This is a genomic window from Leptolyngbya iicbica LK (assembly GCF_004212215.1).
Lineage (GTDB): Bacteria > Cyanobacteriota > Cyanobacteriia > Phormidesmidales > Phormidesmidaceae > Halomicronema > Halomicronema iicbica.
In genome coordinates, this window is record NZ_QVFV01000001.1 from 456,293 (window position 1) to 481,232 (window position 24,940).

Annotated in this window: 25 protein-coding genes; 17 read left to right on the plus strand and 8 right to left on the minus strand. The window is 57.3% G+C overall.

Annotated features, from left to right (window positions below; translation table 11 throughout):
* Window positions 1-23 precede the first annotated feature (23 nt).
* Entirely contained in the window at window positions 24-809 is a 786-nt protein-coding gene (locus DYY88_RS01875; protein WP_039724919.1) for a dienelactone hydrolase family protein, read from the plus strand.
* 308 nt (window positions 810-1,117) lie between these two features.
* Here DYY88_RS01875 and DYY88_RS01880 read toward each other — a convergent pair whose 3' ends face one another.
* From DYY88_RS01880 to DYY88_RS01895, 4 genes are all read right to left on the minus strand, one after another.
* A complete protein-coding gene (locus DYY88_RS01880; protein ID WP_039724560.1) occupies window positions 1,118-1,945 on the minus strand; it encodes an inositol monophosphatase family protein in 828 nt (275 codons plus the stop codon).
* Window positions 1,946-1,949: 4 nt separating this feature from the next.
* Window positions 1,950-3,365, minus strand: a complete 1,416-nt coding sequence (locus DYY88_RS01885; protein ID WP_039724559.1) for a BCD family MFS transporter — start codon at window positions 3,363-3,365, stop codon at window positions 1,950-1,952.
* Between the two features lie 432 nt (window positions 3,366-3,797).
* Complete coding sequence (locus tag DYY88_RS01890) at window positions 3,798-4,487, minus strand: type 1 glutamine amidotransferase domain-containing protein (RefSeq protein ID WP_039724918.1); 690 nt, start codon at window positions 4,485-4,487, stop codon at window positions 3,798-3,800.
* A gap of 162 nt (window positions 4,488-4,649) precedes the next feature.
* Window positions 4,650-5,054 (minus strand): GNAT family N-acetyltransferase, encoded by a 405-nt coding sequence (locus DYY88_RS01895; protein ID WP_039724558.1) that lies wholly within the window; start codon window positions 5,052-5,054, stop codon window positions 4,650-4,652.
* A gap of 101 nt (window positions 5,055-5,155) precedes the next feature.
* Here DYY88_RS01895 and DYY88_RS01900 point away from each other — a divergent pair, with 101 nt between their 5' ends.
* Both DYY88_RS01900 and DYY88_RS01905 read left to right on the plus strand, forming a co-directional pair.
* Entirely contained in the window at window positions 5,156-5,494 is a 339-nt protein-coding gene (locus tag DYY88_RS01900) for a hypothetical protein (protein WP_039724557.1), read from the plus strand.
* Window positions 5,495-5,746: 252 nt separating this feature from the next.
* Window positions 5,747-6,670 carry a HEPN domain-containing protein gene (locus DYY88_RS01905; protein WP_130199297.1) on the plus strand — a complete coding sequence of 308 codons (924 nt, stop codon included), beginning with the start codon at window positions 5,747-5,749 and terminating at the stop codon, window positions 6,668-6,670.
* Window positions 6,671-6,890: 220 nt separating this feature from the next.
* Here the strand turns inward: DYY88_RS01905 and DYY88_RS01910 are convergent, their stop codons facing one another.
* Window positions 6,891-7,436, minus strand: a complete 546-nt coding sequence (locus DYY88_RS01910; protein WP_039724555.1) for a PadR family transcriptional regulator — start codon at window positions 7,434-7,436, stop codon at window positions 6,891-6,893.
* A 102-nt stretch (window positions 7,437-7,538) separates the two neighbouring features.
* On the opposite strand from DYY88_RS01910, the gene DYY88_RS01915 reads away from it, so the two are divergent.
* From DYY88_RS01915 to DYY88_RS01925, 3 genes are all read left to right on the plus strand, one after another.
* Window positions 7,539-8,888, plus strand: a complete 1,350-nt coding sequence (locus DYY88_RS01915) for an efflux RND transporter periplasmic adaptor subunit (protein ID WP_052288122.1) — start codon at window positions 7,539-7,541, stop codon at window positions 8,886-8,888.
* 101 nt (window positions 8,889-8,989) lie between these two features.
* Window positions 8,990-10,162: a GUN4 domain-containing protein gene (locus DYY88_RS01920; protein ID WP_052288121.1), complete on the plus strand. Its 1,173-nt coding sequence runs from the start codon at window positions 8,990-8,992 to the stop codon at window positions 10,160-10,162.
* Window positions 10,163-10,358: 196 nt separating this feature from the next.
* Complete coding sequence (locus tag DYY88_RS01925; protein ID WP_084606886.1) at window positions 10,359-13,484, plus strand: efflux RND transporter permease subunit; 3,126 nt, start codon at window positions 10,359-10,361, stop codon at window positions 13,482-13,484.
* 11 nt (window positions 13,485-13,495) lie between these two features.
* Here the strand turns inward: DYY88_RS01925 and psb35 are convergent, their stop codons facing one another.
* Window positions 13,496-13,708 (minus strand): photosystem II assembly protein Psb35, encoded by a 213-nt coding sequence (psb35, locus tag DYY88_RS01930; RefSeq protein ID WP_039724914.1) that lies wholly within the window; start codon window positions 13,706-13,708, stop codon window positions 13,496-13,498.
* Here psb35 and DYY88_RS01935 point away from each other — a divergent pair.
* The 7 genes from DYY88_RS01935 to DYY88_RS01965 all read left to right on the plus strand — a co-directional run bounded on the left by DYY88_RS01935 (window position 13,708) and on the right by DYY88_RS01965 (window position 19,908).
* Entirely contained in the window at window positions 13,708-13,962 is a 255-nt protein-coding gene (locus DYY88_RS01935; protein WP_130199298.1) for a hypothetical protein, read from the plus strand. The genes psb35 and DYY88_RS01935 overlap by 1 nt on opposite strands.
* Before the next feature lie 161 nt (window positions 13,963-14,123).
* Window positions 14,124-14,330 (plus strand): photosystem I reaction center subunit IV, encoded by a 207-nt coding sequence (locus DYY88_RS01940; RefSeq protein ID WP_039724554.1) that lies wholly within the window; start codon window positions 14,124-14,126, stop codon window positions 14,328-14,330.
* Between the two features lie 155 nt (window positions 14,331-14,485).
* Window positions 14,486-15,334 (plus strand): DNA-formamidopyrimidine glycosylase, encoded by an 849-nt coding sequence (locus DYY88_RS01945; RefSeq protein WP_039724553.1) that lies wholly within the window; start codon window positions 14,486-14,488, stop codon window positions 15,332-15,334.
* Between the two features lie 151 nt (window positions 15,335-15,485).
* Window positions 15,486-15,707: an NAD(P)H-quinone oxidoreductase subunit O gene (locus DYY88_RS01950; protein WP_039724552.1), complete on the plus strand. Its 222-nt coding sequence runs from the start codon at window positions 15,486-15,488 to the stop codon at window positions 15,705-15,707.
* 303 nt (window positions 15,708-16,010) lie between these two features.
* Entirely contained in the window at window positions 16,011-16,772 is a 762-nt protein-coding gene (locus DYY88_RS01955; RefSeq protein ID WP_039724551.1) for a response regulator transcription factor, read from the plus strand.
* A gap of 89 nt (window positions 16,773-16,861) precedes the next feature.
* A complete protein-coding gene (gene ggt, locus DYY88_RS01960; protein ID WP_039724549.1) occupies window positions 16,862-18,466 on the plus strand; it encodes a gamma-glutamyltransferase in 1,605 nt (534 codons plus the stop codon).
* A gap of 731 nt (window positions 18,467-19,197) precedes the next feature.
* Complete coding sequence (locus tag DYY88_RS01965) at window positions 19,198-19,908, plus strand: amino acid ABC transporter permease (RefSeq protein ID WP_044150329.1); 711 nt, start codon at window positions 19,198-19,200, stop codon at window positions 19,906-19,908.
* 60 nt (window positions 19,909-19,968) lie between these two features.
* On the opposite strand, the gene DYY88_RS01970 is transcribed toward DYY88_RS01965, so the two are convergent.
* Window positions 19,969-20,427: a hypothetical protein gene (locus DYY88_RS01970; RefSeq protein WP_039724547.1), complete on the minus strand. Its 459-nt coding sequence runs from the start codon at window positions 20,425-20,427 to the stop codon at window positions 19,969-19,971.
* 128 nt (window positions 20,428-20,555) lie between these two features.
* On the opposite strand from DYY88_RS01970, the gene DYY88_RS01975 reads away from it, so the two are divergent.
* The 3 genes from DYY88_RS01975 (at window position 20,556) to DYY88_RS01985 (ending at window position 23,622) form a co-directional block, all read left to right on the plus strand.
* Window positions 20,556-20,807 carry a DUF7219 family protein gene (locus tag DYY88_RS01975; protein ID WP_039724545.1) on the plus strand — a complete coding sequence of 84 codons (252 nt, stop codon included), beginning with the start codon at window positions 20,556-20,558 and terminating at the stop codon, window positions 20,805-20,807.
* Between the two features lie 147 nt (window positions 20,808-20,954).
* The gene (locus DYY88_RS01980) at window positions 20,955-22,310 is read left to right on the plus strand and encodes a histidine phosphatase family protein (protein WP_039724543.1); all 1,356 of its coding nucleotides are present in this window, start codon (window positions 20,955-20,957) and stop codon (window positions 22,308-22,310) included.
* A gap of 22 nt (window positions 22,311-22,332) precedes the next feature.
* Window positions 22,333-23,622, plus strand: a complete 1,290-nt coding sequence (locus DYY88_RS01985) for a dihydroorotase (protein WP_039724542.1) — start codon at window positions 22,333-22,335, stop codon at window positions 23,620-23,622.
* A gap of 106 nt (window positions 23,623-23,728) precedes the next feature.
* Here DYY88_RS01985 and DYY88_RS01990 read toward each other — a convergent pair whose 3' ends face one another.
* A complete protein-coding gene (locus DYY88_RS01990; RefSeq protein WP_039724541.1) occupies window positions 23,729-24,130 on the minus strand; it encodes a RidA family protein in 402 nt (133 codons plus the stop codon).
* A 278-nt stretch (window positions 24,131-24,408) separates the two neighbouring features.
* Between DYY88_RS01990 and DYY88_RS01995 the strand changes: the two genes are divergently transcribed.
* On the plus strand, window positions 24,409-24,912 hold the full coding sequence (locus DYY88_RS01995; protein WP_084606884.1) for a 2TM domain-containing protein: 504 nt from the start codon (window positions 24,409-24,411) through the stop codon (window positions 24,910-24,912).
* Window positions 24,913-24,940: the final 28 nt, after the last annotated feature.

Below are 24,940 nucleotides of genomic sequence, written 5' to 3' on the forward strand. Positions count from 1 at the left end.
ACGCAGTTTAGGAGAAAAGATTGGTGTTGAGGAAATTTGCACTCTTTTGTTTAGCGGTGGCGGCGATCGTTGGCTTCACCACGCTGAATGCCCAGGCCCAGATCGTCGGCGAGTCCGTCGTTTATGAAATCGAGGGCCAACCCTTTGAGGGCTACTTTGCCAGTAATCCCGGCTTTGGCGATGAGCAGCCCGTGGTGCTGCTGATCCACGATTGGAATGGCATTGGCGATTATGAGCAGCGCCGGGTGGAGATGCTGGCTGAGCGGGGGTACGCGGCTTTCGCGGCGGACCTCTACGGTCAGGGCAATCGCCCCAGCAATGTAGAAGAATCTCAGGCGGAGAGCGGCAAGCTGTATAGCGATCGCGCCACCATGCGCCAACGGCTGATGGCCGGTCTCGAAACCGCCCAATCGATGGCGGGCGTTGATCCGGAGCGAGTGGTCGCCATCGGCTATTGCTTCGGCGGGGCGGCTGTCCTCGAAATGGCTCGCGCGGGCGCTGACATTGATGGCTTTGTCAGTTTCCACGGTGGGTTAGCGACGCCGGAAGGTCAGGATTACAGTGACGCCCAAGCGCCGATTTTGATTTTGCACGGGGGCAACGACCCGGTCGCCCCGATGTCGGAAGTCGCGGCGTTAGCCGATGAACTCAACGCGGCCAACGTACCCTACGACATGGAAATCTACGGCGGCGTGCTGCACTCCTTTACCGTCTGGGGGGCAGACGGCGGCTCTTCCCGTTATGATCCCCACGCTGATACCCAGTCTTGGGATGCTCTGCTGAGTTTCCTGACTCGCCAAGTGGGATAAGTCTTCGGGTTGCCAATCAAGGCGTTCCCCAGGGGACGGTTTCTTGCTCAAGGAACCGTCCCCTCTGTGATTGAGAGTTGATCTCTCAGGCGCAGCGATCGCACTCGACCTTTAGAAATCAGGATTGGATACAATCCAAGTTTTTTGTCGGGCAGCCATCTTGCCTGTTGTTGAACAGCCGAGACGGCTGTCCACACTCAATTAAATTCCTATTCCGAACCGACAGATCTCCACAGTTTCTCAGGGGACGGGTCCTGGTTTCTGGACAAGCACTGAGCCTAATGTACTAGACCAAAGGACCCGTCCCCTCAGCGTTTGCTTGAGCGATCGCCCACCACCACCTGCACCAGGGGACGAAACTGCTCGACCAGATCGGCTCGGTTCAGCAGCAGCGTGGGGAACGGACGCTTTTCGTAGTTCTCGCCGACGGTGAGGGGAAAGGGTGGTTTGTCGTCGAGGGAAATCCAGGTCGCTCCGGCAGCATGGACAATGGGCCAAATTCCCGCAATATCCCAGACTTTGGGCGTCGCTTCCACTGCGCCGATCGCATAGCCCGCCGCCACAATCAGCAGATTGTAAGTCGCCACCCCCAGCATCCGCACCTTGCAGGGAAAGGACTGCTTCAGCACGTCGGTGCTGCGGGCACACAGACTGAAGAATTGATTTTTGCCCGGATCATCAGGCCGCACCTGAATTGGCTTGTCATTGAGAAACGCCCCAATGGGCAGGTCAAGGCCGCTCGTTCCGGGCCAATAACCGTGAAACCGTTGGTTCAGTGTGGGCAGGTAGATGTAGCCGAAGACTGGCGTGCCGCGATAGAGCAATCCCAACGACACCGCCCAGAGGGGAATGCCCTGGGTGAAGTTGGTGGTGCCGTCAATGGGGTCAATAATCCAACACCAGTCGGTGTCTGGGAACACATGGGTCGTCTCTTCACTCAACACCCCATGGTCAGGAAAGGCGTCGTGGATTGCCGTGCGCAGCCGCTCGTCTGACCATTTATCAAACTCCGTGACGAGACTCCCGTCCGACTTTTCTTCCGCGTGGGCACCGCCGAATGCCGCCAGTAGCTTCGCGCCCACTTCAGTTGTGATGGTTTGCGAAAAGTCGAGAATCTGATCCCAAAATGCCTGCATTCACCTAGTCCAAGTCCATTTCCATGAGGGTGGCGATCGCCTTCCCCGATTCCGTTTTGAACTGCTGCACGTTGATGCGCGTCAGCAAGCCAAACGCGATGACCATGCCCACGGCCTGACAGGCAAACACTAGGGCAAACGCCAAAAAGGTACTGGGAAAGAGTTGCCGCCCCGTATCCAACAGCGCCCCGCCAAGCACGGTCGCGCTGGCTTGAGCCATGGCCTGTGACAGTCCCCAGGCACCGATAAACGTGCCCGCAGTTTCAGCGGCAGTAAAGTCCAGCATCAGGCTCACGGCGCTGTTGGTGAGAATGCCGGAGGCCAGGCCAAACAGCATCACCGCACTGCGCAACGTGGTCGGATTGGCCGTCACCCCGGACAAGATCACCAGAACAAAGCACACGGCTGAGAACAAGCAGCCCAGCATGGCGGTGCGTTGTTTGCCCAGTCGCGGCACAATCAGAAAGCCCGACAGGCCGATGCCCACCAAAATGCCGTAGCCCCAAAACTGGTTCAACCCGGCACTTTCGCCAATGCTGAGGCCAAAGACCTCGCGGGCATAGGGTTCCAGCACGGGCTGCTGCAAAAACAGGCTGATGGTCATCACCAGCAAAAACACGAAGAAAAAAGCCGTTTGCTTGGATGCCGTCAGGACCGCGATCGCCTGCCGCAGCGTTACCTGATCCTCGCGGCCCGCCAGGGATGATCGCGTCGCGTAGCGAGAATATTTTTTTTCAATGCCGAAGGTCGCGATGATGCCCAGCGCCACCACCGACAGCGGAAAAATAATGAACAGTCGCGTGATCGCCGATTGCAGGTCTTCGGCGGCCAGGTTTTCGAGCAGCACCTCGCCGACGATCGCCCCCGCGACAATGCCCACCATCAGCATGGCCCAGACAATGCCCACCAGTTGCGAGCGGTTGTCTTCGTCCGACACATCCACCAGCAGCGCGGCAAAGGGCGTCGAACTGGTGGCAATGCACAGCCCATACAGGGCAAACATGCCCGCCAGCAGCGTCATCCAGGCGGTGGTGACGGGTGTCCAGCCACTCGCAGCACTGGCCCCCAACTGCCACACCACCTGAATCGCCAGGAACAAACAAATCGCCTGCAAACACATGCCCAGCCACACATAGCCCGTGCGGTGATAGCCGCGAATCGGTTTGGAGTCGGACATTTGGCCCATCCACACCCGGGCGGGAGACACGAACTGATACATGGCGATCGCGCCCCCCGCCAGCACCGCCGGAATCTGCAATTCTGAAATCAACACCTGGTTCAAAATGCCGAGGGTCAGCAGGGACAATAGCCCCAATCCCATCTGGAACAAGCCCAACCGAAACATGGTGAACAGGTTGATACGCGGCGGCGAGGCCGTGGTTGAAAGGTCGGGGGAATGGGGAAGATCGCTAGTAGCCATGAGTCAGGGAAATAAAGGACGCGAAATCGCATCAAGCGGTCGGGGGAGTTTGGTTGGGGGGCTAACCTCACCGCCTGCGGCACCTCTCCTTCGCAAGGAGAGGTTTAGGGAGATGCCGGTTCCTTATACCAAAGAGAGGTTTAGGGAGATTCCGGTTGCCCTCGCCCAGGGGGAGTTTAAGTGGAACTCCGGTCCCTCTCCTTGTGAAGGAGAGGTTAGGTGAGGTTTTCCCAACCGCACATTACTCCGGAGGTCTAAAGAAACTCCGGTTCCTCTCCTTGGGAAGGAGAGGTTAGGTGAGGTTTTCCCGAAGATAAACCACTCCAGCCTTTCACCTGAATGGGGTTTAAACAGCAAAAACTGCCGCAGCCTCCCATCAGGGAAAACAACGACAGTAATAGCATAGGGCGTCATTGACGCAGATGCGATCGCTTACGCAGGCACCCGACTGAGTAACTTCACAATCGCCTGGGCAGTAGACGCCGAGGAGGGCGGATTTTGCCCGGTCACCAACAATCCATCCGTCACCACATGGGGCTGAAAGACATCGGCCTGGCTAAACTCGCCACCCAGTTCCCGCAGTCGCGTTTCCAGCTCAAAGGGCACCACCTGATCAAGCTGTACGGCTCGCTCTTCGGCATTGGTAAAGCCGGTCAGTTGTTTGCCTTGCAGAATGGACGTACCTTCGGGAGTCTGTGCCTTCACGAAGGCGGCTGGCCCGTGACACACAGCCCCAATCACTTTGTTCTGAGCGTAAAATTCTTCCACTAACTTGGCGGCGGCGTCGCTATTGGCGAGATCCCACATGGGGCCGTGGCCACCGGGAAAAAACAAAGCATCGGCTTCCCGCACATTGACCTGATCCAGGGTGATCGGATTGGCGAGCTTCGACTTAGCCGCGACATCATGCTTGAGGCGATGGGTCGCGTCTGTCAGATTCTCGGGTTCGCTGCTGCGGGGATCAATGGGGGGATGACCAGGTTCGGGCGCTGCAATGACCACCTCGGCTCCCGCATCGACAAAGGTGTAGTAGGGCGCGGCAAACTCTTCTAGCCAAAAGCCCGTCTTTTCGCCCGTGTCGCCTAGCTCACTGTGGGAGGTCAATACCATGACTATGCGCATAAAAAACTCCTGAATCTGTGTTGATCGATGATTGCGATCGCTTTTCACAGTAAAAGGCCGACAGGAGTGCCTGCGTCTATAAAAGGTATTGTTTTGAGGCCCTCCTACGGTTGCAATGAGGGAGCTCCGTCCACCGATGATGCTGATGTTTGCCGCCACTATTCAGTGGTCACTGCCGCTGTAAATCCACATCGGCTCCGTGTTGCCTGCTCGGGTAAAGCCACATTTTTCGTAAAAGGCGATCGCCTCACCATCGGCGACCAGCATGTGCATGTGCATATCGGCGTATCGCTGCTTCAGCCGTGCCATGATGCGTTGGCCGATGCCCTGCCCTTGATAGTCGGGATGCACCAACAGATGGGGATAGTAAACGACTAAAAACCCATCGGAAATCGCGTTGCCGATACCCACCAGGCGATCGCCCTCCCAGGCGGAAACGAGCCCGTGAGAATTGATGAGAGCTTGGTGCAAAGCTTGGGGCTTTTGGGCAGACGACCAGCCGTTGGCCTCATAAATTGGCAAAATTTGCTCAATGTCGATATCGCGGCGCTCTGAAACGTTAATCATCTTGAGACCCTATGTGGAAGGCGTTGCGGGGGGCGATCTCGCCTGCCCAGCCGCTAATATATTCGAAAGTAACTTCGCTGCAAGCCGTTTGAGGTCTGCCCATGACAAACGCGCAATCTAACGACGACATTGAAAGTCGCCTGACTCGCATCGAAAGTCTGTTGATGAATACGGCTGCTTTGGCTAATCGCAATGCCACCGATTTTGACCGCATGTTGGCCGCATTTGACACTATTCGCGAAACGTTGAGTAATGTGGCGGCGGTCACTCAAAGAAATGCTCTAGACATTGATGCGCTCACCCAAGATATTCGCCGCAATGCCGCTGATATTCGAGCGATGAGTCAGCGAGTGGACAGCTTAGCCGCTGCTGGCGAGCGTCATGATCGCATTTTGGATTACCTGCTACGTCGCGAAGCGGGAGACATCGACCCAGAATAGCTACTTGGGCCACAACATTGATGCACGTGCTAGAAACCCTTGTTTCGGCAATTCAAGCCCGCATCTTGGAATCGTTTAGGAATTTAGGACATATCTACGTGATGGCAAAGGGTAATCTTTCCACATAATCAGCAATCCATAAAAATGGGATTGAAAGTTATCGGAAGCCTTACAAAATAGGCGTTCTGATGACTTAGGGAATTTCTCGTATTATGTAGAATGTTCCTCTGCGGTAAGTATTTACATTGCCCAATGGATAGCCACTTTAATTTCGAATTCGGCCTCTTGTTTACAGATGTATCGACTGAGATGCATGCCAAGGAACATTCCTTCGGTGACTACATTTTGCGCCCGTCCACAGTTGACGAAATCAACAAGGCAATGCCGTACCTTCAGATGTGGTCACAGCGTCGAGGTATGGGCTCATGGCCCGTGCAATGTCATCCTGAGTGGCGATTGCAAGATGGTCGGTTTATGTCCCTCGTTTTTACTGGACAAGAGCCATCACGGATTTTCATGCCATCAATAAACTTGGCTTTTGCCATTTCAGACTCAGAAATGCGAGTTGGATACTTTCTTGACAGTGAAGGCGGGATATATCAGCCATTTCACAAGTTCTTGGGCTTTGGTGTTCAAAACGACCTTGGTGCGATATTTCCTTCGCGACCTGCTACGCAAACAGGTGACTTAGCTGATTTGGAGGATATATTGTCTCACTTTCAAACAAAATCGATAGACAAATTTGTGCTTGGCTCACTTGAACTTTTTTATTCTCTCGACCGTTTACCAGACCATGAGCCGATCAAAGTACTTGGTTACTTTACAGTCCTAGAATCTCTTCTTTCGCACGCGCCCGCAGACAACGATCGCGCAGATTCAATACGTCGTCAGCTAGAACGGAATCTCATACTGCTCGACAACCGTTTGAAGCCTATTGGTCAATCGCTAGGATTTGAAGACTTTGGTGGTATCGGGCCAAGGAAACTGATGGGGAAACTATACTCTTACCGCAGTGAGATTGCGCATGGTAGCCTGTCGGATTCATCCATTGAAACATTGCAAAAACTTCGGAATGATATTGATGATTTATGGTTCCACAACTGGCTGCGTAGGCTTGTCCGAAAAGTGCTTTATGCGACGATTCGCGAACCGGAGTTGGTACGTGATCTGAAATGACGGACGCGAAACAACAAACAACGCCTTAGAGCCGCAAAGCAGAGTGTGTTCAAATGAACGCAACTGTTCACACGAAAATGGTTTTTAAAGCGTGTCAGTCGTAACCAGAAAAGTGGGTTTTAGGTGGGGTTTTAGGTGGGTGAAAATTTAGGTCAGAAGACCGATTTTGGCCATATCTGAGTACGATTTGGCTTTTTCCGATCGCACCCAACCCTACCTCTCAAACTTCATTAGTGTTCTGCTTCAGAAACGTCAGCACTTCATCGCACCAATCGATCCAGTCTTGCTCATAGCGAATGCCGCGCCGCAGGGTGAGGTAGCGATATTGTTCCTGCCGAGGAGGATTGGGATGACTCTGATACCAACCCTCCTTCTCCTGATAAGACGTGAGTTGGGCCTGATGCATTTGCCGCCGCCGCTGCAACTCCTGAATTAAGCGATCGTTCGGCAAGTGGGCACCGCCTAACACCTTCACCAGCAAATCTTCGCGAATGGGGGTCGGCTCCGTCGGTTCTTGATACCAGCGGCGCAACTCTTGCGTACCCGCGTCGGTAATGGCGTAGATCTTTTTGTCCGGCTTGCCCGCCTGGGGCACCAGCTCAAACGACACCCAGCCCTTCTCCTCCATTTTTCCGAGTTCCCGATAGATCTGCTGTTGGCTCGCTTTCCAATAGCAGCTCACCGTTTCCTCAAACTGCTTGCTGAGGTCGTAGCCGCTCGCCGGATGCTCGCAGAGCACGGTCAGAATGGTGTGAACAAGGGCCATAGGGGATGCGGTTGACATACTCAATAAGTTGAGTATAAGCTCGAAGCGCATACACAACAAGTTGAACACAAACTTGTTGTTAAAAACTCCTTGGGTACTGCTATGGTGTCGCCGTCCAGAACGCTACCGTCCGCCCCTGCCACCCCCGATCGCCCGTCCCATTCCCCGGCGACACCCCGCTGGCGGCGCTATCGCTGGGGCTTAGTCCCTGGAGCGATCGCCCTGCTTGTCGGGGGCATTGCCCTTTACCGCATCGTCGGGCCAACGGATGCGCCCCCGGAGTTGACGGCGGCCCTCCCCGTCGAGGCCGTCACCGTCGATGCCGTGAGCGAGTACACCACCCAGCGCGAATACACCGGCGAACTCGTCGCGGGCCGCAGCAGCCAGCTTGGGTTTGAGCGGCCCGGCACCGTCGTGACCGTCTTAGTGGATGAGGGCGATCGCGTCGTCGCCGGACAACCCCTGGCGCGGCTCGACATTCGCACGTTGGCAGCGCAGCGGCAGCAGCTCGCCGCCCAACAAGCCGCCGCCCAGGCCCAACTGCAGGAATTAGAGGTCGGGCCGCGTCAGGAAGACATTGCCACCGCCCAGGCCACCGTCGCCGAAATTGAGCAGCAGTTGGCGTTGGCCACGTTGCAGCGCGATCGCCGCGCAGACCTCCATGCCCGAGGCGCGATTTCCCGCGAAGAGTTAGATCGCGAAGTCTTCAACACCAGTGCTCTGGAAAGCCGCCTCGCCCAAGCCCAGAGCCAGCTCCGCGAACTGCAAAACGGCACCCGTATTGAACAGTTAGCGGCGCAAACTGCCCAGGTGGATCAGGCCGCCGCCAGCCTGCGCCAAGTGGAAGTGGATCTCGACAAAAGCGTATTGCGCGCGCCCTTTGATGGCGTCGTCAGCGCCCGCTCCGTCGATGAAGGGGGAGTGGTCGCGGGTGGTCAAACCGTTTTGAGCCTGGTGGAAGCAGGACCGCTGGAAGCCAAGGTCGGCGTGCCGCCTGCCGTGGCCGACACCCTGCGCGAGGGGGAAACCGTGACGGTCACCGTCAGCGATCGCCCCTATTCCGCCACCATTACCGCCCTGCTGCCAGAACTCGATGCCACCAGCCGCACGGTTACCGTCGTGCTGCAAGTCGCCGCCGCTGACCTCACCGTGGGACAAACGGTGCGGCTGCGCCTGACGGCCACCCAACCCACTGAGGGCATTTGGCTGCCGACGACGGCCCTGGTGCCCAGTGAGCGCGGGCTCTGGTCGGTCTACGTGCTGACAGAGCCGGAAACCGAGTCACCGGACGAGGCCACCGATGTTTACAGCGTCAGTCGGCGCGATGTGGAAGTCGTCCATACCGAGGGCGATCGCGCCCTGGTGCGCGGCACGTTGCAGCCAGGGGAACCCACCATCACCTCGGGTGCCCACCGCATGGTGCCAGGACAGCTCGTGCAGTGGGCGCCTTAATTTGTGCAGTTCAGGAACTTTCGGGGCAATGCGGGTATCTCTAATGCTCATTCCCCACGGGGCGTCATCAGTGCCCCCTTTTGGCCAACGGAGGCAAACGCATGGAACGCATACTATTAGCGGTTTTGATTACCGGTTTAGCGATCGCGGGTGAACCGATTCACGGCAGGGCGCAGTCCCCCTCGCCCGACCTGTCCCCCGCCAATCCCCGCTACGACATTTATCTCAATTATCCCGATGGCCTGCGGTTTATCTATCCCGCAGGGTATCAAGTCGATGGCGCCACCCAATACACCCCGCCCTCACCAGAAGCCGCCCTGCAAGTCAGCCTCGACCTGTGGAAAGTCGCAGACTACTCCCCCTTTGGCATGATGTACAACGCGACCGCCCCGACCGAACCGCCGCCCCACATCAGCATTGACATTTGGCAAAATCCGGCGGGTCGGCCCCTGAGCGATTGGATGGAACTCGCCACCGCTCCCGGCACGGTGACCACGGTCGCGGGTCAGGGCGCGATCGCCTATACCGCCACCGGCCTGTACGAATCGGACGTAGTGCTCTTCACTCAGGCCAACGGCGACGTGGTAAAGCTGCAAGTCGAGTACAGCGACGCCAATGACCCCATGCGACAACACTTTCAAACCGTGGTCGAAAGTCTGACCTTTGACACCACCACTAGCGCAGTCATCGAGGTCGATTATCGACGGTTGCAAGACACCTTGAGAGACGGCGATTGGCAGGCCGCCAACCTGGAAACCATCGCGATTTTGATGCGCCTGGCGTCTAGCTACGACTACACCTATCCCCACATCGAAACTGACGATATCGCCGACCTGCCCTGTGCTGACCTGCAAACCATCAACACCCTCTGGAGTCGATATAGCGAGGGGCGCTATGGGCTGACGGCGCAGCAGGCCATCTGGCGATCGCTGCCCACCTCTGACCCCAGCCAACGAGCGGAACAGTACGGCGACCAACTGGGCTGGCGACTGACCGAACCCCCGACAGCGGATTTTTTGAGCAATTCTCTCTGGCGGTCTGACACCGAATTGCTCTATACCGCCGTTGCCCCAGTCGGTCAGTTTCCCTGGCCCGGCGTGCCCTCGCTCACCACCGATCGCATGCTCCAAAACAGCGGCCCGGCCTGCGGTAGCTGTAGCGTCGATGCCATGTACATTCAGAGCGATCGCTGGCCCGACTTTCTCAACGCCTTCATGACCCGCGTCGACGACTGCCTCTGTGCCGGTGATACCACCGCCCCTAAAACCTTGTAATCCCGCCATTTCAGCAACCTCAAAGGGCACTTCCTGCCAGCTTCTGCCAGGGCGAGGCATCCTCAAAATCGCCGTTCGGTCAAGCTTTGAGCCAAATCGCGAGAATGCCTCGCCCCTACCCACCGACTTCACCTACGATCCAACCACCCTGCCACCCTGCCACCCTCACACCCAACCACCCAGCCACTCCCCCAAAATGCTCACCCTCTTCTACCGCAACCGCCAACTGCTCACCCTCACCCTCACCCTGGTCATCGTCTGGGGCCTCTCCGCCCTCTTCACCCTGCCGCGTCTGGAAGACCCTGAAATCACCCAGCGCAATGCCCAAGTCGTGACCTTTTTGCCAGGGGCGACGCCAGAACGGGTCGAGTCGCTGGTGACGGAACCCCTGGAAGACAAGCTGTTTGAGCTGGAGGAAGTAAACACGCTCGAATCCACCTCGGGCACGGGCATTTCGGTCATTTCGGTGGAACTCAAAGAGTCCATTCGCAATGTGGAGCCGGTATGGGCTAAGGTACGGGCCAAAATTGACGATGCCGTACCGGATCTGCCCCCTGAAGCCTCCGATCCGGAATATCGCGACAGCAACGTCAGCGCCAGTGCTCTGATTGTGGGCCTCACCTGGGAACTCCCCGCCCCCCCGAATCAACTCATTTTGGGACGGTTGGCCGAAGGGCTGGAAGACGCCCTGCGATCGCTCCCCGGCACCGACAGCGTGGAACGATTTGGCTATGCCGATGAAGAAATCCGCGTCGAAATTGCCGCCAGTGAATTGGCGCGACTGGGGCTCACCGCCCAAGCCCTCGCGCAACAAATTGCCGCCAGCGATGCCAAGGTCTCAGCCGGACAGGTGCGGGGCGATCGCAACGAATTCCTCCTCGAAGTCAACAGCGCCCTCGACTCTCTGGAACGAGTCCGCGAGATTCCCATCCAGCTCGGCGGCGATGGGGCCACCGCCCGCTTGGGCGATATCGCCACGGTGAGCCAGGGAGTCGCCGATCCCGCCGCCAGTTTGGCCTACGTCAACGGCTATCCAGCCGTGGTCGTCGCCGCCACCGTGGAATCAGACTATCGCGTGGATACCTGGGCACAAGCAGCCCACCAACGCCTCACCGAATACGAGCAAACCCTTTCCGACGGGCTCGGGCTGCGAATCGTGTTGGACCAGAGCCAGTATGTGCAGCAACGGCTCAACGGGGTCATTGGCAATTTGATTTTTGGCTCGCTGCTGGTCATCGGGGTGTCGTTGCTGGTGCTCGGGGCCAAGTCCGCGTTGCTGGTGGGGTTGGCCCTGCCGCTCACAACGCTCATGGTATTTGGCTGGATGAAGGTGCTCGGGGTGCCGCTGCATCAGATGTCCGTTACGGGCATCATCATCGCCCTGGGCTTGCTGATTGATAACGCGATCGTCGTGGTGGATGAAGTGCAAGGTCGGCTGCGATCGGGACTATCCCCAGCCGAAGCCGTGGGCAAAACAGTCAGTCACTTATTCGTCCCATTACTCGCCTCCACCCTCACCACGGTGCTGGCGTTTGTGCCCATCGCCACCTCCCCTGGCGGCACGGGAGAATTCATCGGCACCATTGGCCTGACCGTAATTTTGGCGCTCATCAGTTCTCTCACCCTCTCTCTCACGGTGATCACCGCCCTGGCGGGACGGCTGCATCACTGGCAACCGCTGAACTGGCAGCGCGTCTGGTGGCAGCAGGGTTTGTCGAATGAATCGCTAGCGACGGGCTATCGCTGGACGTTGCGGCGAGTCTTGCAGCGACCGTGGCTGGGCGTAGGGCTCGCCCTCATCCTGCCCATCAGCGGCTTTGCCGTGTTTGGCAGCTTAGAGCAGCAGTTCTTTCCGCCCACGAACCGCGACCAGTTTCAAATTGAAGTGCAGTTGCCGAACCAGAGCGCGATCGCCCAGACCCGTGACCTCGTGCTGGCCGCCCGCGATCGCCTGCAGCAACACCCCAATGTGCAGGATGTCCACTGGTTCATTGGCGAAAGTGCGCCTTCTTTCTTCTATAACGTGATCGCGAATCAAGAAAACGCGCCCAACTATGCCCAGAGCATTGTGCAACTGCAGGGCACGAAAAACCTGCGGCAAACCATTCAAGCGCTCCAAACAGATTTAGATGCGGCCTTTCCCGCCGCGCAAATTCTGGTGAAGCAATTGGAACAGGGACCCCCCTTCGACGCGCCCATTGAGCTGCGGGTTTATGGATCAGACATGGATCAACTCCGGGCCATTGGCAATGACTTGCGCGCCAAACTCACGCCCTTTGAACAGGTCACCCACACCCGCGCCAGCCTGACCGAAGCCTTGCCCAAGCTGGCGTTGCAAGTCGATGAAGTCCAAGCCCGACGCGCTGGACTCGATAATCGGGCGATCGCCCAGCAGCTCCAGGCCACCCTCGATGGCTCCGTGGGCGGCTCCATTTTGCAAGATACTCAAACGATGCCCGTCCGGGTGCGCGTACCGGATGCCCAACGCGATGACCTGAGCCAAATCACATCCCTCGATTTGGTGCCCCCCAACCCTGGCGCCCCGTTGCCGCTTTCGGCCCTGGCTGAGGTCACGCTAGAACCCGACCTGGCCAGCATCGCCCGCCGCGATGGTCAGCGCATCAATACCGTGCAGGCCTTTCTCACCGCTGGCGCATTGCCCGACACCGTACTCACGCAGTTTCAGCAGCAGTTAGCCAACGAGAATTGGCAACTGCCCGCTGGCTACCGACTGGAATATGGCGGCGAAGCCGATGCCCGTGGGGATGCCGTCGCCAGTCTCCTCTCGACCGTTGGCGTGCTCGCGATTTTGATGACGGCCACGTTAGTGCTGTCGTTCAACTCATTTGGTCTGGCCGCCCTCATTGGCTCCGTAGCGTTGCTATCGGTCGGCTTGGCCGCCCTCGCGCTGAAACTATTTGGCTCCCTCTTTGGCTTTACCGCAATCTTAGGAACCCTGGGCCTGATTGGGTTGGCCATCAACGATTCCATTGTGGTGCTCGCGGCCCTGCGCGAAGATCCGGCGGCGCGGCAGGGCGATCGCCACGCCACGGAACAGGTCGTCATGCATGCGACCCGCCACGTCATCGCCACCACCGTTACCACCATCACCGGCTTCATTCCCCTCATGCTCGACCCGACTGGATTTTGGCCGCCCCTGGCGATCGCGATCGCGGGCGGACTCGGCGGCGCGACGTTGCTGGCCCTGTATTACATTCCGGCGGCCCACCTTCTCATCGCCCGCTGGACGGGTGCCCCGCAAAAAACGACCGGGCATCAAAACCTGCGTCCTGATGCCCGGTTGGCAAGCTCTACTGATTAACGGCGTGCGGCCTATTCTGAGTCTTTGGCAGATTTTTCTTTATCCATTCCCGGTACCCAGTCGGGCTTCTCTGCGCCTTCCCAGCCGGGTGGCTTTTTCGAGTTGTACCAGGCGATAGAACCAATCACCACAGCCGCCAAAAAGCCCACGGCCAGCAAGCCATAAAAGGCAGTTTTCAGCGTTGTTGAATAGTCGAGTTCGGCCAAAGGCAGCGGGATAAGCATTGTATCGTCCTCAAACTGACAGCGAAACCACATGGAGTGAGAAAACCGACACGATCACCTGTGGCCTCTGCCTCATCAGCTTGCGCCGAGCGGCCCGACAGCGCGATCGCGAGTGGAAGCCAGTATATCAAACGGACTTCCCCAGCAATGGGCGACGGGGATCCCCGCCCACAGACCGCCTTGACTCCCAACTCCGGCGGTTGCCCCCATGGTCGTCAGCCAGCGCCACTACAGTCAGCGATGGCGGTGAGTAAACGCGCGATCGCCAGAGTGTTGCGAAGTGTTTCAATATCCCGAAAAACCCGCTCCCTGGCAACAAAACTTAAACCTCAAAGCACGGCATCATCAGGGTTCCGTAGTAGTCTGTTGACTGAGTCATTTATTCATAAAACTCGTTTTTCAAGAGGACATATCCATGGTTCAACGTGGTTCTACGGTTCGGATCCTGCGCCCAGAATCCTACTGGTTCCAAGAAACTGGCAAAGTCGCCAGCATCGACCAAAGTGGTATTCGCTACCCCGCAGTTGTGCGGTTTGACAAAGTCAACTATGCGGGCGTCAACACCAACAACTTTGCGTTAGATGAGCTAGTAGAAGTGGAAGCTCCGAAGAAAAAGAAGTAGAAATTCTTCCCAGTTAGAGCTTCTCCACTCCACCCACGTGAGTTAGCCGACGGCTAAACTTGCGTGGGTTTTCAATTGCGCCTCAGAGCACCCAGACCGGCTCAGAGCGGTATATTAGCAATGCTGTCGAGGTCTGAGACCAAGTTGTTGCGATCGTGCCGGAGCTGCCTGAGGTCGAAACCGTCTGTCGTGGCCTGAATCAAGTCACGCCAAATCAACCGATTCGGGGAGGAGAAGTGCTGTTACCACGCACGATCGCCTACCCTGATTCCCTTGAAAAATTTTGGGACGGCGTCACCGATACCACGCTGCAATGGTGGTTTCGTCGCGGTAAATATCTGCTTGTACCGTTAACGCATCCCAATGGCCAAGCCGCTGGTCACTTGGGGGTACATCTACGCATGACGGGCCAACTGCTGTGGCTCTCGCCCCACGAGCCAGTGGCAAAACATTGCCGCGTGCGGTTTCGCATGGATGAACAGCATGAACTGCGGTTTGTCGATCAGCGCACCTTTGGGCGCATTTGGTGGGTGCCGCCAGGGGTGGCTGTCGAGTCGGTCATCACTGGTCTTGCGGCCCTGGGGCCAGAGCCGTTTAGCGATCGCTTCTCTCCCGATTATCTCTACCAGGCCACCCGCGGCCGCAAACGCCCGGTCAAAAATGCCTTGCTCGACCAGGCCCTCGTCGCGGGCATCGGCAATATCTATGCCGACGAAGCCTTGTTTCTCAGCGGGATTCGGCCCACGACCTTATGTAGCCGCTTGGGTCGCCAGCGCATCGCCCGCCTGCACAGCGGCATTCAACAAGCCCTGACGGCGGGCATCGCCCAGGGCGGCACCACCTTTAGCGACTTTCGCAACGTTCACGGCATCAACGGCAATTATGGCGGCGTCGCCAATGTGTACGATCGCGAGCAGCAGCCCTGCCGCGTTTGTGAAACCCCGATCAAGCGCATCAAACTCGCAGGGCGATCGGCCCATTATTGTCCCCAATGCCAGCGATGACCTCCACACCCCGGCACGGTCATCAACCCATGCCATGGCGTTATCAGTCGCCTTAGAACTTTATATCACTGGATTGCGGCTTGGGAGCGATCGCCGAATGCTGGCGGTTTACAATAAGGCCAACGCAGTTCAGTAAAAGAGCGACGAAGTCATGGCTGACACCCCCAAACGTGGCGACCTTGTGCGAGCTATCCGAGAAAAGTTGGAAAACAGCGTTGAGGCCACGGCCAGCGATACTCGCTTTCCGCCTTACCTGTTCGAAACCAAAGGCGAAATCTTAGAAACCCGCGACGACTATGCACTGGTCATGTTCGGTCACGTGCCGACCCCGAATATCTGGCTGCGCCTCGATCAGTTAGAAAAGTTCGAGTAATCGCTCAAGGGGCGGCTGGAACATAGCCGTTCCCCTCGTTGGAGTTGGGCAGTGCCCAACCCGTACAGATGCTTCACTAATTTAGGAAGTCTTTTCTGCCTGGCCCTTGAGCCTGAGGATTGCATGACGTGTGTGAACAGCCGTCTCGGCTGTTCCAGAACAAGCAAGATACCTGCCTAACAGCACTGACTGGCGGCGATCGCGCCTACCCTCCAAGGTCACCTCCTCGACCTCAGATTTTCTTTGGTTTAAAAGGATCCGGTTGGTTGGTACATTTAGCTTGTAAGTGACTCAGTGTTTCCTATGTCATCTCTCACGCTGTCTGCGGCGGATAAACAGTCGGTTCGAGTGGGTTTAGGGCGGGTGCTCATTGTTGAAGACGAAGAGCTGATTCGCGAAACCATTGGCTTAGCTCTAGCCGAAGTGGGCTTTGAAGTCCTCGCAGCCGGAGATGGCCTCTCGGCATTAGAAATGCTGGGTGGCACGAAAAATAACAGTCGCCGCTTGGTGCAAGACGTTGACCTGGTGGTTCTCGATTTGATGCTGCCCGGCATGAACGGTCTGGATTTGTGCCGACTGTTGCGGTATCAAGGCATTGACGTCCCAATTTTGATTTTGAGCGCCAAAGGCACCGAAACTGATCGCGTGGTCGGCTTAGAAGTGGGCGCTGACGACTATTTGACCAAACCCTTTGGCATGCGCGAGTTAATCGCTCGCTGTCGCGCCCTATTGCGGCGTCATAGGGGTGGCCAAGAAGCGGAGCCCGACCCCGTGCTGCGGTACGAAGGATTGACCCTCAGCCCCAAGGAGTGTCGAGTTTTTTTGGACGATGAAGAGATCAACTTGTCGCCCAAGGAATTTCGGATTTTAGAGCTCTTTATGAGTCAGCCCAAACGAGTCTGGTCACGCGATCAGATTATCGATAATGTTTGGGGCCATGACTTCATGGGCGATAACAAAACCGTGGACGTGCATATCCGCTGGATTCGCGAAAAGTTGGAAGAAGATCCCAGCAAACCAAAGTATCTCAAGACGGTGCGGGGCTTTGGCTATCGTCTGGGTTAGTCGCCCTTGATGGCTGACGTTGGATCATTTTTTGAAAGGCGTGGTGAGCGATCGCGCCTTTTTTAATGGCTAGAAATGGGGCGTCTATTATGAACATCGCCAATGCATCACAGTCGGTTAAGTCCACCACGGGCCTGGTGGTCTGCCCGCATCATTTAGCCTCGGCGGCAGGAGCGCAAATTCTGCGAGCGGGGGGCAATGCAGTGGATGCGGCGATCGCCACCCAAGCGGCGTTGGGCGTGGTGTATCCCCACATGACTGGACTGGGGGGCGACGCCTTCTGGTTGATCTACGATGCGAAAACCCAAGCGCTGCGAGGGCTCAACGGGTCGGGACGCGCCGCCGCTCAAGCCACCCAAGCGTTCTACACGCAGCAGGGCTATGACGAAATTCCCCAACGGGGGCCGTTAGCGGCGTTGACGGTACCGGGGGCGGTCGATTCCTGGGCGCAAGCCCACCAGCAATTCAGCCAATTGGCCTGGGCCGATCTGTTGCAGCCCGCGATCGCCCTCGCTCGCAACGGTTATCCCGCCACAGGCTCACAAATCCACTGGACTCGTCGCGATCGCCCCTATCTGCAAGCTGACACCATTCAACCGTGCCCATTTCTCCCCAATGGCGAAGTGCCCAACACGGGCGAGACGCTGACCAATCTCGACCTGGCAGCAACCCTCACAACGTTGGCCAAGGAGGGCGCTAAAAGCTTTTATCGGGGCGCGATCGCCGCTCAAATCACCGACTTTTTGGCCTCGGTTGGCGGCCTCTTAACGGCGACCGATCTGGCACAGCACCGCTCCGACTGGGTAGAGCCGATCGAGACGACCTATCGCGGTTATCGGGTGGCTCAGTTGCCGCCCAATTCGCAAGGCTTCACCGTGCTGCAAATGCTCAATCTCATTGAGTCGTTTGACCTGGCGGCCATCGGCCACAGCACCGCCGACTACTATCACCTCATGGTCGAAGCGACGAAGCTCGCCTTTGTCGATCGCGATCGCTGGCTCACCGACCCCACCTTTGCCGACATCCCCATCGATGAACTGGTGAGCAAGGCGTATAGCGATCGCCGCCGTTTCCGCATCCGGCTAGATCGCGCCAACCCCGATCCGGCCTCACCCGTAGGCGGCGACACCGTTTACACCGCCGTGGTGGATGCGGCAGGCAATGCCGTCTCGATTATTCAAAGTTTGTATTTCGACTTTGGCTCGGCTGTCGTAGTGCCCGACACCGGATTTGTCCTGCAAAATCGGGGTTCCTTTTTCTCCCTCGATGCTAGCCACATCAACGTGTTAGCGCCCCGCAAGCGCACCTTCCACACCCTGATGCCGGGGCTGGTGCGGCATCCCGACGGCTCGCCTTATCTGGTGCTGGGGACGATGGGCGGCGAAGGCCAACCCCAAACCCAACTGGCCCTGCTGACGCGACTGCTCGACTACGGTTTTGCCCCCCAAGCCGCTATTGACCAGCCCCGCTGGCTCTGGGGCCGCACCTGGGGCGAGGTCGAAACGGGCCTCACCTTAGAAGGTCGCATTCCAGCAGAAGTACAACAAGCGTTGCGCGATCGCGGTCAGCCCGTCAAAACCGCCCCCGACTGGACGGAGAAAATGGGCCATGCCCACGTCATCCGCTTTAATCCTGACGGCACTGTTGAAGGGGGCTGTGACCCCCGCAGCGACGGAGCGGCGATCGCGCCTTAACCTCGACCCTCTTGCCGCAAACCAGTGCCATACCGACTGATCGCAGTCCCTTAATATGATGCCGCCAGTGAAATCAAGAATTAAAAAAACGAGCTGTGCAATCCTTGCACCTGTCATCATTTAATCGTTAAATCCTTTCGGCAAAAGGACGACAGAGATGAGTGTGGTTCAAGAGTGCGGCGCGGTAATACTCATTCCGCAGGGTTTCCTGGAATCAATTGATAACGCATCCTAGATTTCTGAGCCTTCCAAGATTGGAAGATTCGCCTATCTGTTACAGAAAGATTACTAGATCGATTACGCAGCCAAGTTTTAGCACCAGTTTGGAACGCTAGATAACTTCGTTAACTCACGCGACTCTTCTCAACAGCTTAATTAAACGCCTAAAAGTAACCTGATCTGCGAGGTCCAGGACGGCAGTTCGTCCTGGTCGTAGGCCGTAGGACGCGCGAAGCTGGGGGTCTGGGGGCAAAGCGAAATTTCCCCCAGTAGCAACCACTTGACGAAGCCCGCACCTCCGTCTTACACAAACATCTAAGCCAATGCTAGAAACCTCAATTTCTCGCGATGTTCATAGCCAGGCCAGATTTCTACTGAATACATACAGCCTGACAGTAGGGGAATTTCACGCAGAAAGTGAGTCAGAAGTACACCCAGAACGGCCCAATAGTGAATCGCACTGATACTATGTCGGGATTGTGAAACACATTAATTTGAGGAGTGCGATCGCGGTGTCTGAATCTTTGCAATTTGCTCTGGATGCGTTGCCAACGCTGTTGATCGGGGCCATTACCACTTTGCAACTCACAGCCTCAGCCGTCATTTTGGGGCTCATTGGCGGTACCTTGCTCGGCATGGCCCGATTATCCAGCTTCAAGCCATTACAAATTGCCAGCCGCGTTTATATCGACTTCTTTCGGGGCACCCCGCTCCTGGTGCAAATCTTTATGATTTACTTCGGCATTCCTGCCGCCACGGGCATTAGTTTTAACCGATTTTTGGCCGCCATTTTGGCCCTGAGCCTTAACGCCTCGGCCTACCTAGCGGAAATTGTGCGCGGCGGCATCCAATCCATTGAGACGGGCCAGCGCGAAGCCTCCGAATCGCTCGGTTTGAGCCCCGTGCAAACCATGCGCTACGTGATTTTTCCCCAAGCCTTTCGCCGCATGATTCCGCCCCTGGGCAACGAATTCATCACCCTGCTCAAAGATACGAGTTTGGTCGCCGTTATCGGCTACGAAGAAATTTTGCGCCGGGGGCAGCTCATCGTGGCGACCAACTACCGGGCCTTTGAAATTTACTTCACGGTAGCTCTGGTGTATCTCGTGCTCAATATTCTCTCGGCGCAAGCATTCATCTGGCTCGAAAAGTGGATGGACCCAACGAACAAATCCAAGCGCCATGAGGCGACAGTCGTGCCAGAGCCCACGCAGTCAGCATAAAGGCAAGCGCGATCGCTCCCCATTGCCCAACTTGCCCCCCGCCACAGCTCCAGCCCGCCATCAAGCGGTGGGGGGCGTCGAGTCTGAGGACTCTGGGGTAGTGGGGACGCATAACTCTTGGACATTCGGCAAAAAGAGCGCCGCGATCAGGGTGCCACTAAACGCGACCGAAAAATATACCTGGGGCGATAACTCTTGCCCAACCAGCAGGGTCAGTCCATTATTGGCAATGCACAGAATCTGAAAGATGAGTGAGCCCGTCCAGCCCCAGGGCTTGAGTTGCCACAGGCCATAGGTGACCACCAGACCAAACCCGCTAATTGCCAACCCCACCGCAATCAACCCCTTGAGCGGCAAGGTCAGGCTTTGCAAGTCTTGTGACAATACCTGCACGGCACCCGTCATCAACAGCACTAAAAAAATGCCCGAGGCCAAGGCCAGCAGGCTGACGGCCCCCTGCACCAACACCAACAGAATGAGGGTCAGAGATCGCGTGCGGGTATCGGATGTGCGAACCATGCTGTTCTGTCTCCCTTAAATGAGCGCCCGAAGTTTTTTCAAGTTAAGAGGAAATGTCGTTAAAGTGAAGTTGTCTAGACCAATCACGCCGGGATGGCGATCGCGGCTGAGCACTGACAAGGTTTGGTATGACAGCTTCAGACCCCCACAACCAACACTTTTTAGCTCCCCAGAGTCGCTATTATGGCCACTTTTCGGCGGTCAATTTGGCCTTTAACGCGCAGTTGCAAGAGTTTACGCGGCGAGTCAACATCCTTTGCGATTTAGAAACGGGCGGCAAAATCACTCCTCAGGAAGCCTTCGAAGACATCAAGCAGCTTTGGCAGCAGCTATCTGATCGTTATCAGGCTTTGGGGCTCAGCGAGCGAGCTGACGATTAGCCCCGCGTTGGGACGCCCCTACTGCTCATGGTGGCCCATCATCGAAGCTTCAAGGATGGCATGACCTCGATCCTTGCAGGGTTCGTCCGTGGGCTTTCCGCTATCAGGGTAAAATCGGACTGGCTTGCAGCAGGGGAGGGAGACCGCATGACCACGCGCGTCATTTTAGTGAGACACGGACAAAGCACATTTAATCTTCAGCAGCTCATTCAAGGGCAAATCGACGTTTCTGAGTTAACCGAGTTAGGCATTGCTCAGGCACAACAGGTCGGCGCCACGCTGAAAGGCATTACCTTTGACCAGATTTACGCCAGTCCGCTCAAGCGAGCTTATAAAACGGCGGAAACCATTGTTGAAGTGCTGCGATCAGAACGGGTCGACACGCCCCTGCCCCAAGCAGTAGACACCATTAAAGAGATCGATTTGCCGCTGTGGGAGGGCATCTCGTTTCGCGAGGCGGAGGAAAAGTATCCAGAGATTTATCGACTCTGGCGCGAGGATCCGCAAAACTGCATGATGCCGCTGGCCGATGGCACGGAATTTTATCCGGTGCGATCGCTGTACGAGCGCGCGACCCAATTTTGGCAAGACATCTTGCCCCAGCATGACGGCCACACGGTATTGGTCGTGGCCCACAGCGCCATTAACCGAGCGCTGATTGCGACGGCCATCGGTCAAGGCCCCGACATTCACGAACAATTGGGACAAGCGAACTGCGCCATTAGCGTGCTGAATTTTGCAGGCACGCTGGGCGAGGGCGTGCAGCTGGAATCGATGAACCTCACCAGCCACATGGGAGAAACCCTGCCCACAATGCGATCGCGCCATCGCGGCCCCCGCATGCTGCTCGTTCGCCACGGCGAAACCGAGTGGAATCGGCAAAAGCGCTTTCAAGGCCAGATCGACATTCCGCTAAATGAAAACGGCAAACGCCAGGGGGGCCAAGCCGCAGAGTTTCTCAAAGACGTGAAAATCGACGCCGCCGTCTCCAGCTCTCTCTCTCGCCCGAAGGAAACGGCAGAGCTAATTTTGCAACACCATCCCCAGGTGACCTTAGCCACCACCGATGGCCTGAAAGAAATTGGCCATGGGGAATGGGAAGGGCTGTACGAGCACGAAATCGAGTCCGGCTATCCGGGCATGTTGCAACAGTGGCAAGAAAAACCCGAAACGGTGCAAATGCCGGGTGAGGGGGGCGAAAGCTTAGCGCAAGTGTGGGCGCGGGCGATCGCTACCTGGAACGAAATTGTGGCCCAATACAGCCATACCGAAACGCCTGTGACCGTTTTGGTATCAGCCCACGATGCCATCAACAAAGCCATCCTCTGCCATGTGGCGGGGCTGGGGCCAGAGTCCTTCTGGAAATTTAAGCAGGGCAACGGGGCCGTCAGCGTGATTGACTATCCCAACGGGGTCGAGAGTGCCCCGGTCTTGACGGCAGCGAACCTGACCATGCATCTGTCGGGCAGCATCTTTGATCAGACGGCGGCGGGTGCGTTGTAATTTTTGCGGGCGATAAACGACGATGGCGGGCACGTTACTGCGGCAGGTACGGGTGATTGACCCGGCGACGGACACAGACCAGGTGCAAGATGTGTGGATGGCGGGGGGACGCTGGGGCGCGATCGCCCCGACCCTGGACATCGACACCGAGACCGTGGACGTGATCGACGGCACGGGCAAAGTGCTGGCTCCCGGTCTGGTGGATCTGTACAGCCACAGCGGCGAACCGGGCAACGAATCACGGGAAACTCTGGCCGAGCTGATGGCGGGAGCGATCGCGGGCGGCTTCACTCGCGTCGGCATTTTGCCCGATACTGACCCTGCTCTGGATAATCCGGGGGCGCTGCGACGGCTGGTGGATCTGGCCTGCGACCTGGATCAACTGCCCCAACCGCTGCTGTTGCCCTGGGCGGCCCTGACCCAAGGTGCCCAAGGGGAACAGATGACCGAGCTGGCTGAACTGGCTGGGATTAAGACCTTTGCGATCGCCGGATTTGCCGACGGTCAACCCATCACCAATCGGGTCTTGCTGCGCCGCCTGTTGGAATATACGCGATCGCTCAACCGTCCCCTGGCGCTGTGGCCCTGCGATCGCACCCTGGCGGGCAACGGCATCGCCCGCGAAGGCGCGTTAGCGCTGATGGGAGGACTCCCCGGCGTCCTCGTCGCCGCCGAAACCGCCGCCCTCACCACCATTCTGGAACTGGTGCGGGAACTTGAAACTCCGGTCCACCTGATGCGCCTTTCCACCGCGCGCAGTGTCGCCCTGATTGAGCAGGCCAAAGCCGACGGTCTGCCCGTCACCGCTAGCACCACCTGGCTGCACCTGCTGTTTTCCACCCAGGAGGCGCTGAGTTACGACCCCAACCTGCGCCTCGACCCGCCCCTGGGCAATCCTGCCGATCAAGCCGCGCTCATCAGTGGGGTTAAGCAAGGCATCATCGATGCGATCGCCATCGACCACAGCCCCTACGCCTACGAAGAAAAAACCGTTGCCTTTGGCGATGCGCCCCCCGGCGCGATCGGCTTAGAACTGGCCTTTGCCGCCCTGTGGGAACGCTTTGTCACTCCCGGCGTTTGGACAGCGCTGGAACTGCTGCGGGCGCTAAGCGATCGCCCCGCCCAAATTTTGCAACTGCCCTCGCCTCAAATAGCCGAACGGGAAACCGTCGAAGCGTTTCTCTTTGACCCAGCCGCAACGTGGACCGTCGATGCCCAGACGCTGCGATCGCCCGCCCGCAACACCCCGTTTTACCAGCGATCGCTCCAAGGCCAAGTGCTGCAAACCTGGCATCATCCCGTATTGCATTAGCCCGTCACACGATCACCGTCGCCAGTCGTCCCTCACGAAACGGGTGACGCTAAGCTCCCCCGCCCCCTGGCCCCCCTGGCCCCCTTGCCCCTCAACCGCTTCACCCTCAGTCAGCAACATCCGGCGCGATCGCATCCGCTTCCACCTCGATCAGCATGTCCGGATTCACCAACCCCGCGATCGCTACCATGCAGCTCGCTGGAGGATGATCCCCAAACAGTTCCTGATGGGCGCGGGCAAAGTCTTCCCAATAGTCAAAGTCAGTAATGTACAGCCGCGTTCTGACAATGTGGGACAGATCCGCCCCCAGTTCTTGCAACGCCGACTCGATAATTTCAAAGCAGCGTTTGGTTTGGGCATAGGCATCGCCCGGGGCAAAGGTGCCGCCCTGACCATCCGACGGTGCCGTCCCCGAGATGAAGATTTGATTCCCCGACCGCACCGCCCGGCAATAGCCGACCTTGGCTTCCCACGGACTGCCCGATAACACTCGTTGCATCTTCGTCATATGACTCTCTCCTCCATCGCGAGCGATCGCCCCATTAACCGCTCAGACCACCGATGCGCCATTCTATATCGCTCAAATACGGCTCAACTCCCCCACTGAAAAAAATCAATCTTTATCAACTCACCTCCCCCCTCGCCCTCACTCTCCCCCGCCCCCTTGCCCCCCACTCTCCACTCCCTGCTTTCCACCAAAATTACAAACCACCACATTCCAGTGCCCATTTTGCCGAAAATTCTCTATAACAGAAGTATTAGCGCACCCTTCCCCGTCTCTCCGGCATGTCTGAATCGACCATAATGCCCCCCAGCCAAGACGAGCCACCCATTTATCAGTCAGAAGATGCTCAAGCAATTCTGCAAATTGCGATCGCCCGCCACACAGAAGACGGCGACCTGACGCGATCGCAGTTATTTGAGATTGCCGATGAACTAGGCATTGCTCATAACACCCTGGTCGAAGCCGAGCAGCAATGGGCTTTGCAGCAGCAGGAAACGGTAGCGCTAGCCGAATTTGATCACTACCAACAGCAGCGCTTTCAGAGCCACTTAGTGCGGTTCGCCATTATCAATTCAGTCCTCTTCATCCTGAACTGGATGGCCGCTGACACCCTATCGTGGGCGCTATATATTTTTGTCTTTTGGGGCGCGGGCCTGAGCCTGCAAGCCTGGCAAACCTACTGGCCGAATGAACAGCAATATCGCAATCGGTTTGAAACCTGGCGACGGCGCGAGCAAATCAAACGTTCCTTTAGTCGGGCGATGGACTGGCTTTTGGGCACCTGAGCCGCTAAGGTCATCAATGTCTCGACAG

Bases quoted from the DNA above. Each gene is read 5' to 3' on its own strand.
- DYY88_RS01880 (WP_039724560.1), bottom strand. From the start codon at position 1,945: ATGCAGGCATTTTGGGATCAGATTCTCGACTTTTCGCAAACCATCACA.
- DYY88_RS01885 (WP_039724559.1), bottom strand. From the start codon at position 3,365: ATGGCTACTAGCGATCTTCCCCATTCCCCCGACCTTTCAACCACGGCC.
- DYY88_RS01890 (WP_039724918.1), bottom strand. From the start codon at position 4,487: ATGCGCATAGTCATGGTATTGACCTCCCACAGTGAGCTAGGCGACACG.
- DYY88_RS01895 (WP_039724558.1), bottom strand. From the start codon at position 5,054: ATGATTAACGTTTCAGAGCGCCGCGATATCGACATTGAGCAAATTTTG.
- DYY88_RS01900 (WP_039724557.1), top strand. From the start codon at position 5,156: ATGACAAACGCGCAATCTAACGACGACATTGAAAGTCGCCTGACTCGC.
- DYY88_RS01905 (WP_130199297.1), top strand. From the start codon at position 5,747: ATGGATAGCCACTTTAATTTCGAATTCGGCCTCTTGTTTACAGATGTA.
- DYY88_RS01910 (WP_039724555.1), bottom strand. From the start codon at position 7,436: ATGGCCCTTGTTCACACCATTCTGACCGTGCTCTGCGAGCATCCGGCG.
- DYY88_RS01915 (WP_052288122.1), top strand. From the start codon at position 7,539: ATGGTGTCGCCGTCCAGAACGCTACCGTCCGCCCCTGCCACCCCCGAT.
- DYY88_RS01920 (WP_052288121.1), top strand. From the start codon at position 8,990: ATGGAACGCATACTATTAGCGGTTTTGATTACCGGTTTAGCGATCGCG.
- DYY88_RS01925 (WP_084606886.1), top strand. From the start codon at position 10,359: ATGCTCACCCTCTTCTACCGCAACCGCCAACTGCTCACCCTCACCCTC.
- psb35 (WP_039724914.1), bottom strand. From the start codon at position 13,708: ATGCTTATCCCGCTGCCTTTGGCCGAACTCGACTATTCAACAACGCTG.
- DYY88_RS01940 (WP_039724554.1), top strand. From the start codon at position 14,124: ATGGTTCAACGTGGTTCTACGGTTCGGATCCTGCGCCCAGAATCCTAC.
- DYY88_RS01950 (WP_039724552.1), top strand. From the start codon at position 15,486: ATGGCTGACACCCCCAAACGTGGCGACCTTGTGCGAGCTATCCGAGAA.
- DYY88_RS01955 (WP_039724551.1), top strand. From the start codon at position 16,011: ATGTCATCTCTCACGCTGTCTGCGGCGGATAAACAGTCGGTTCGAGTG.
- ggt (WP_039724549.1), top strand. From the start codon at position 16,862: ATGAACATCGCCAATGCATCACAGTCGGTTAAGTCCACCACGGGCCTG.
- DYY88_RS01970 (WP_039724547.1), bottom strand. From the start codon at position 20,427: ATGGTTCGCACATCCGATACCCGCACGCGATCTCTGACCCTCATTCTG.
- DYY88_RS01975 (WP_039724545.1), top strand. From the start codon at position 20,556: ATGACAGCTTCAGACCCCCACAACCAACACTTTTTAGCTCCCCAGAGT.
- DYY88_RS01980 (WP_039724543.1), top strand. From the start codon at position 20,955: ATGACCACGCGCGTCATTTTAGTGAGACACGGACAAAGCACATTTAAT.
- DYY88_RS01985 (WP_039724542.1), top strand. From the start codon at position 22,333: ATGGCGGGCACGTTACTGCGGCAGGTACGGGTGATTGACCCGGCGACG.
- DYY88_RS01990 (WP_039724541.1), bottom strand. From the start codon at position 24,130: ATGACGAAGATGCAACGAGTGTTATCGGGCAGTCCGTGGGAAGCCAAG.
- DYY88_RS01995 (WP_084606884.1), top strand. From the start codon at position 24,409: ATGTCTGAATCGACCATAATGCCCCCCAGCCAAGACGAGCCACCCATT.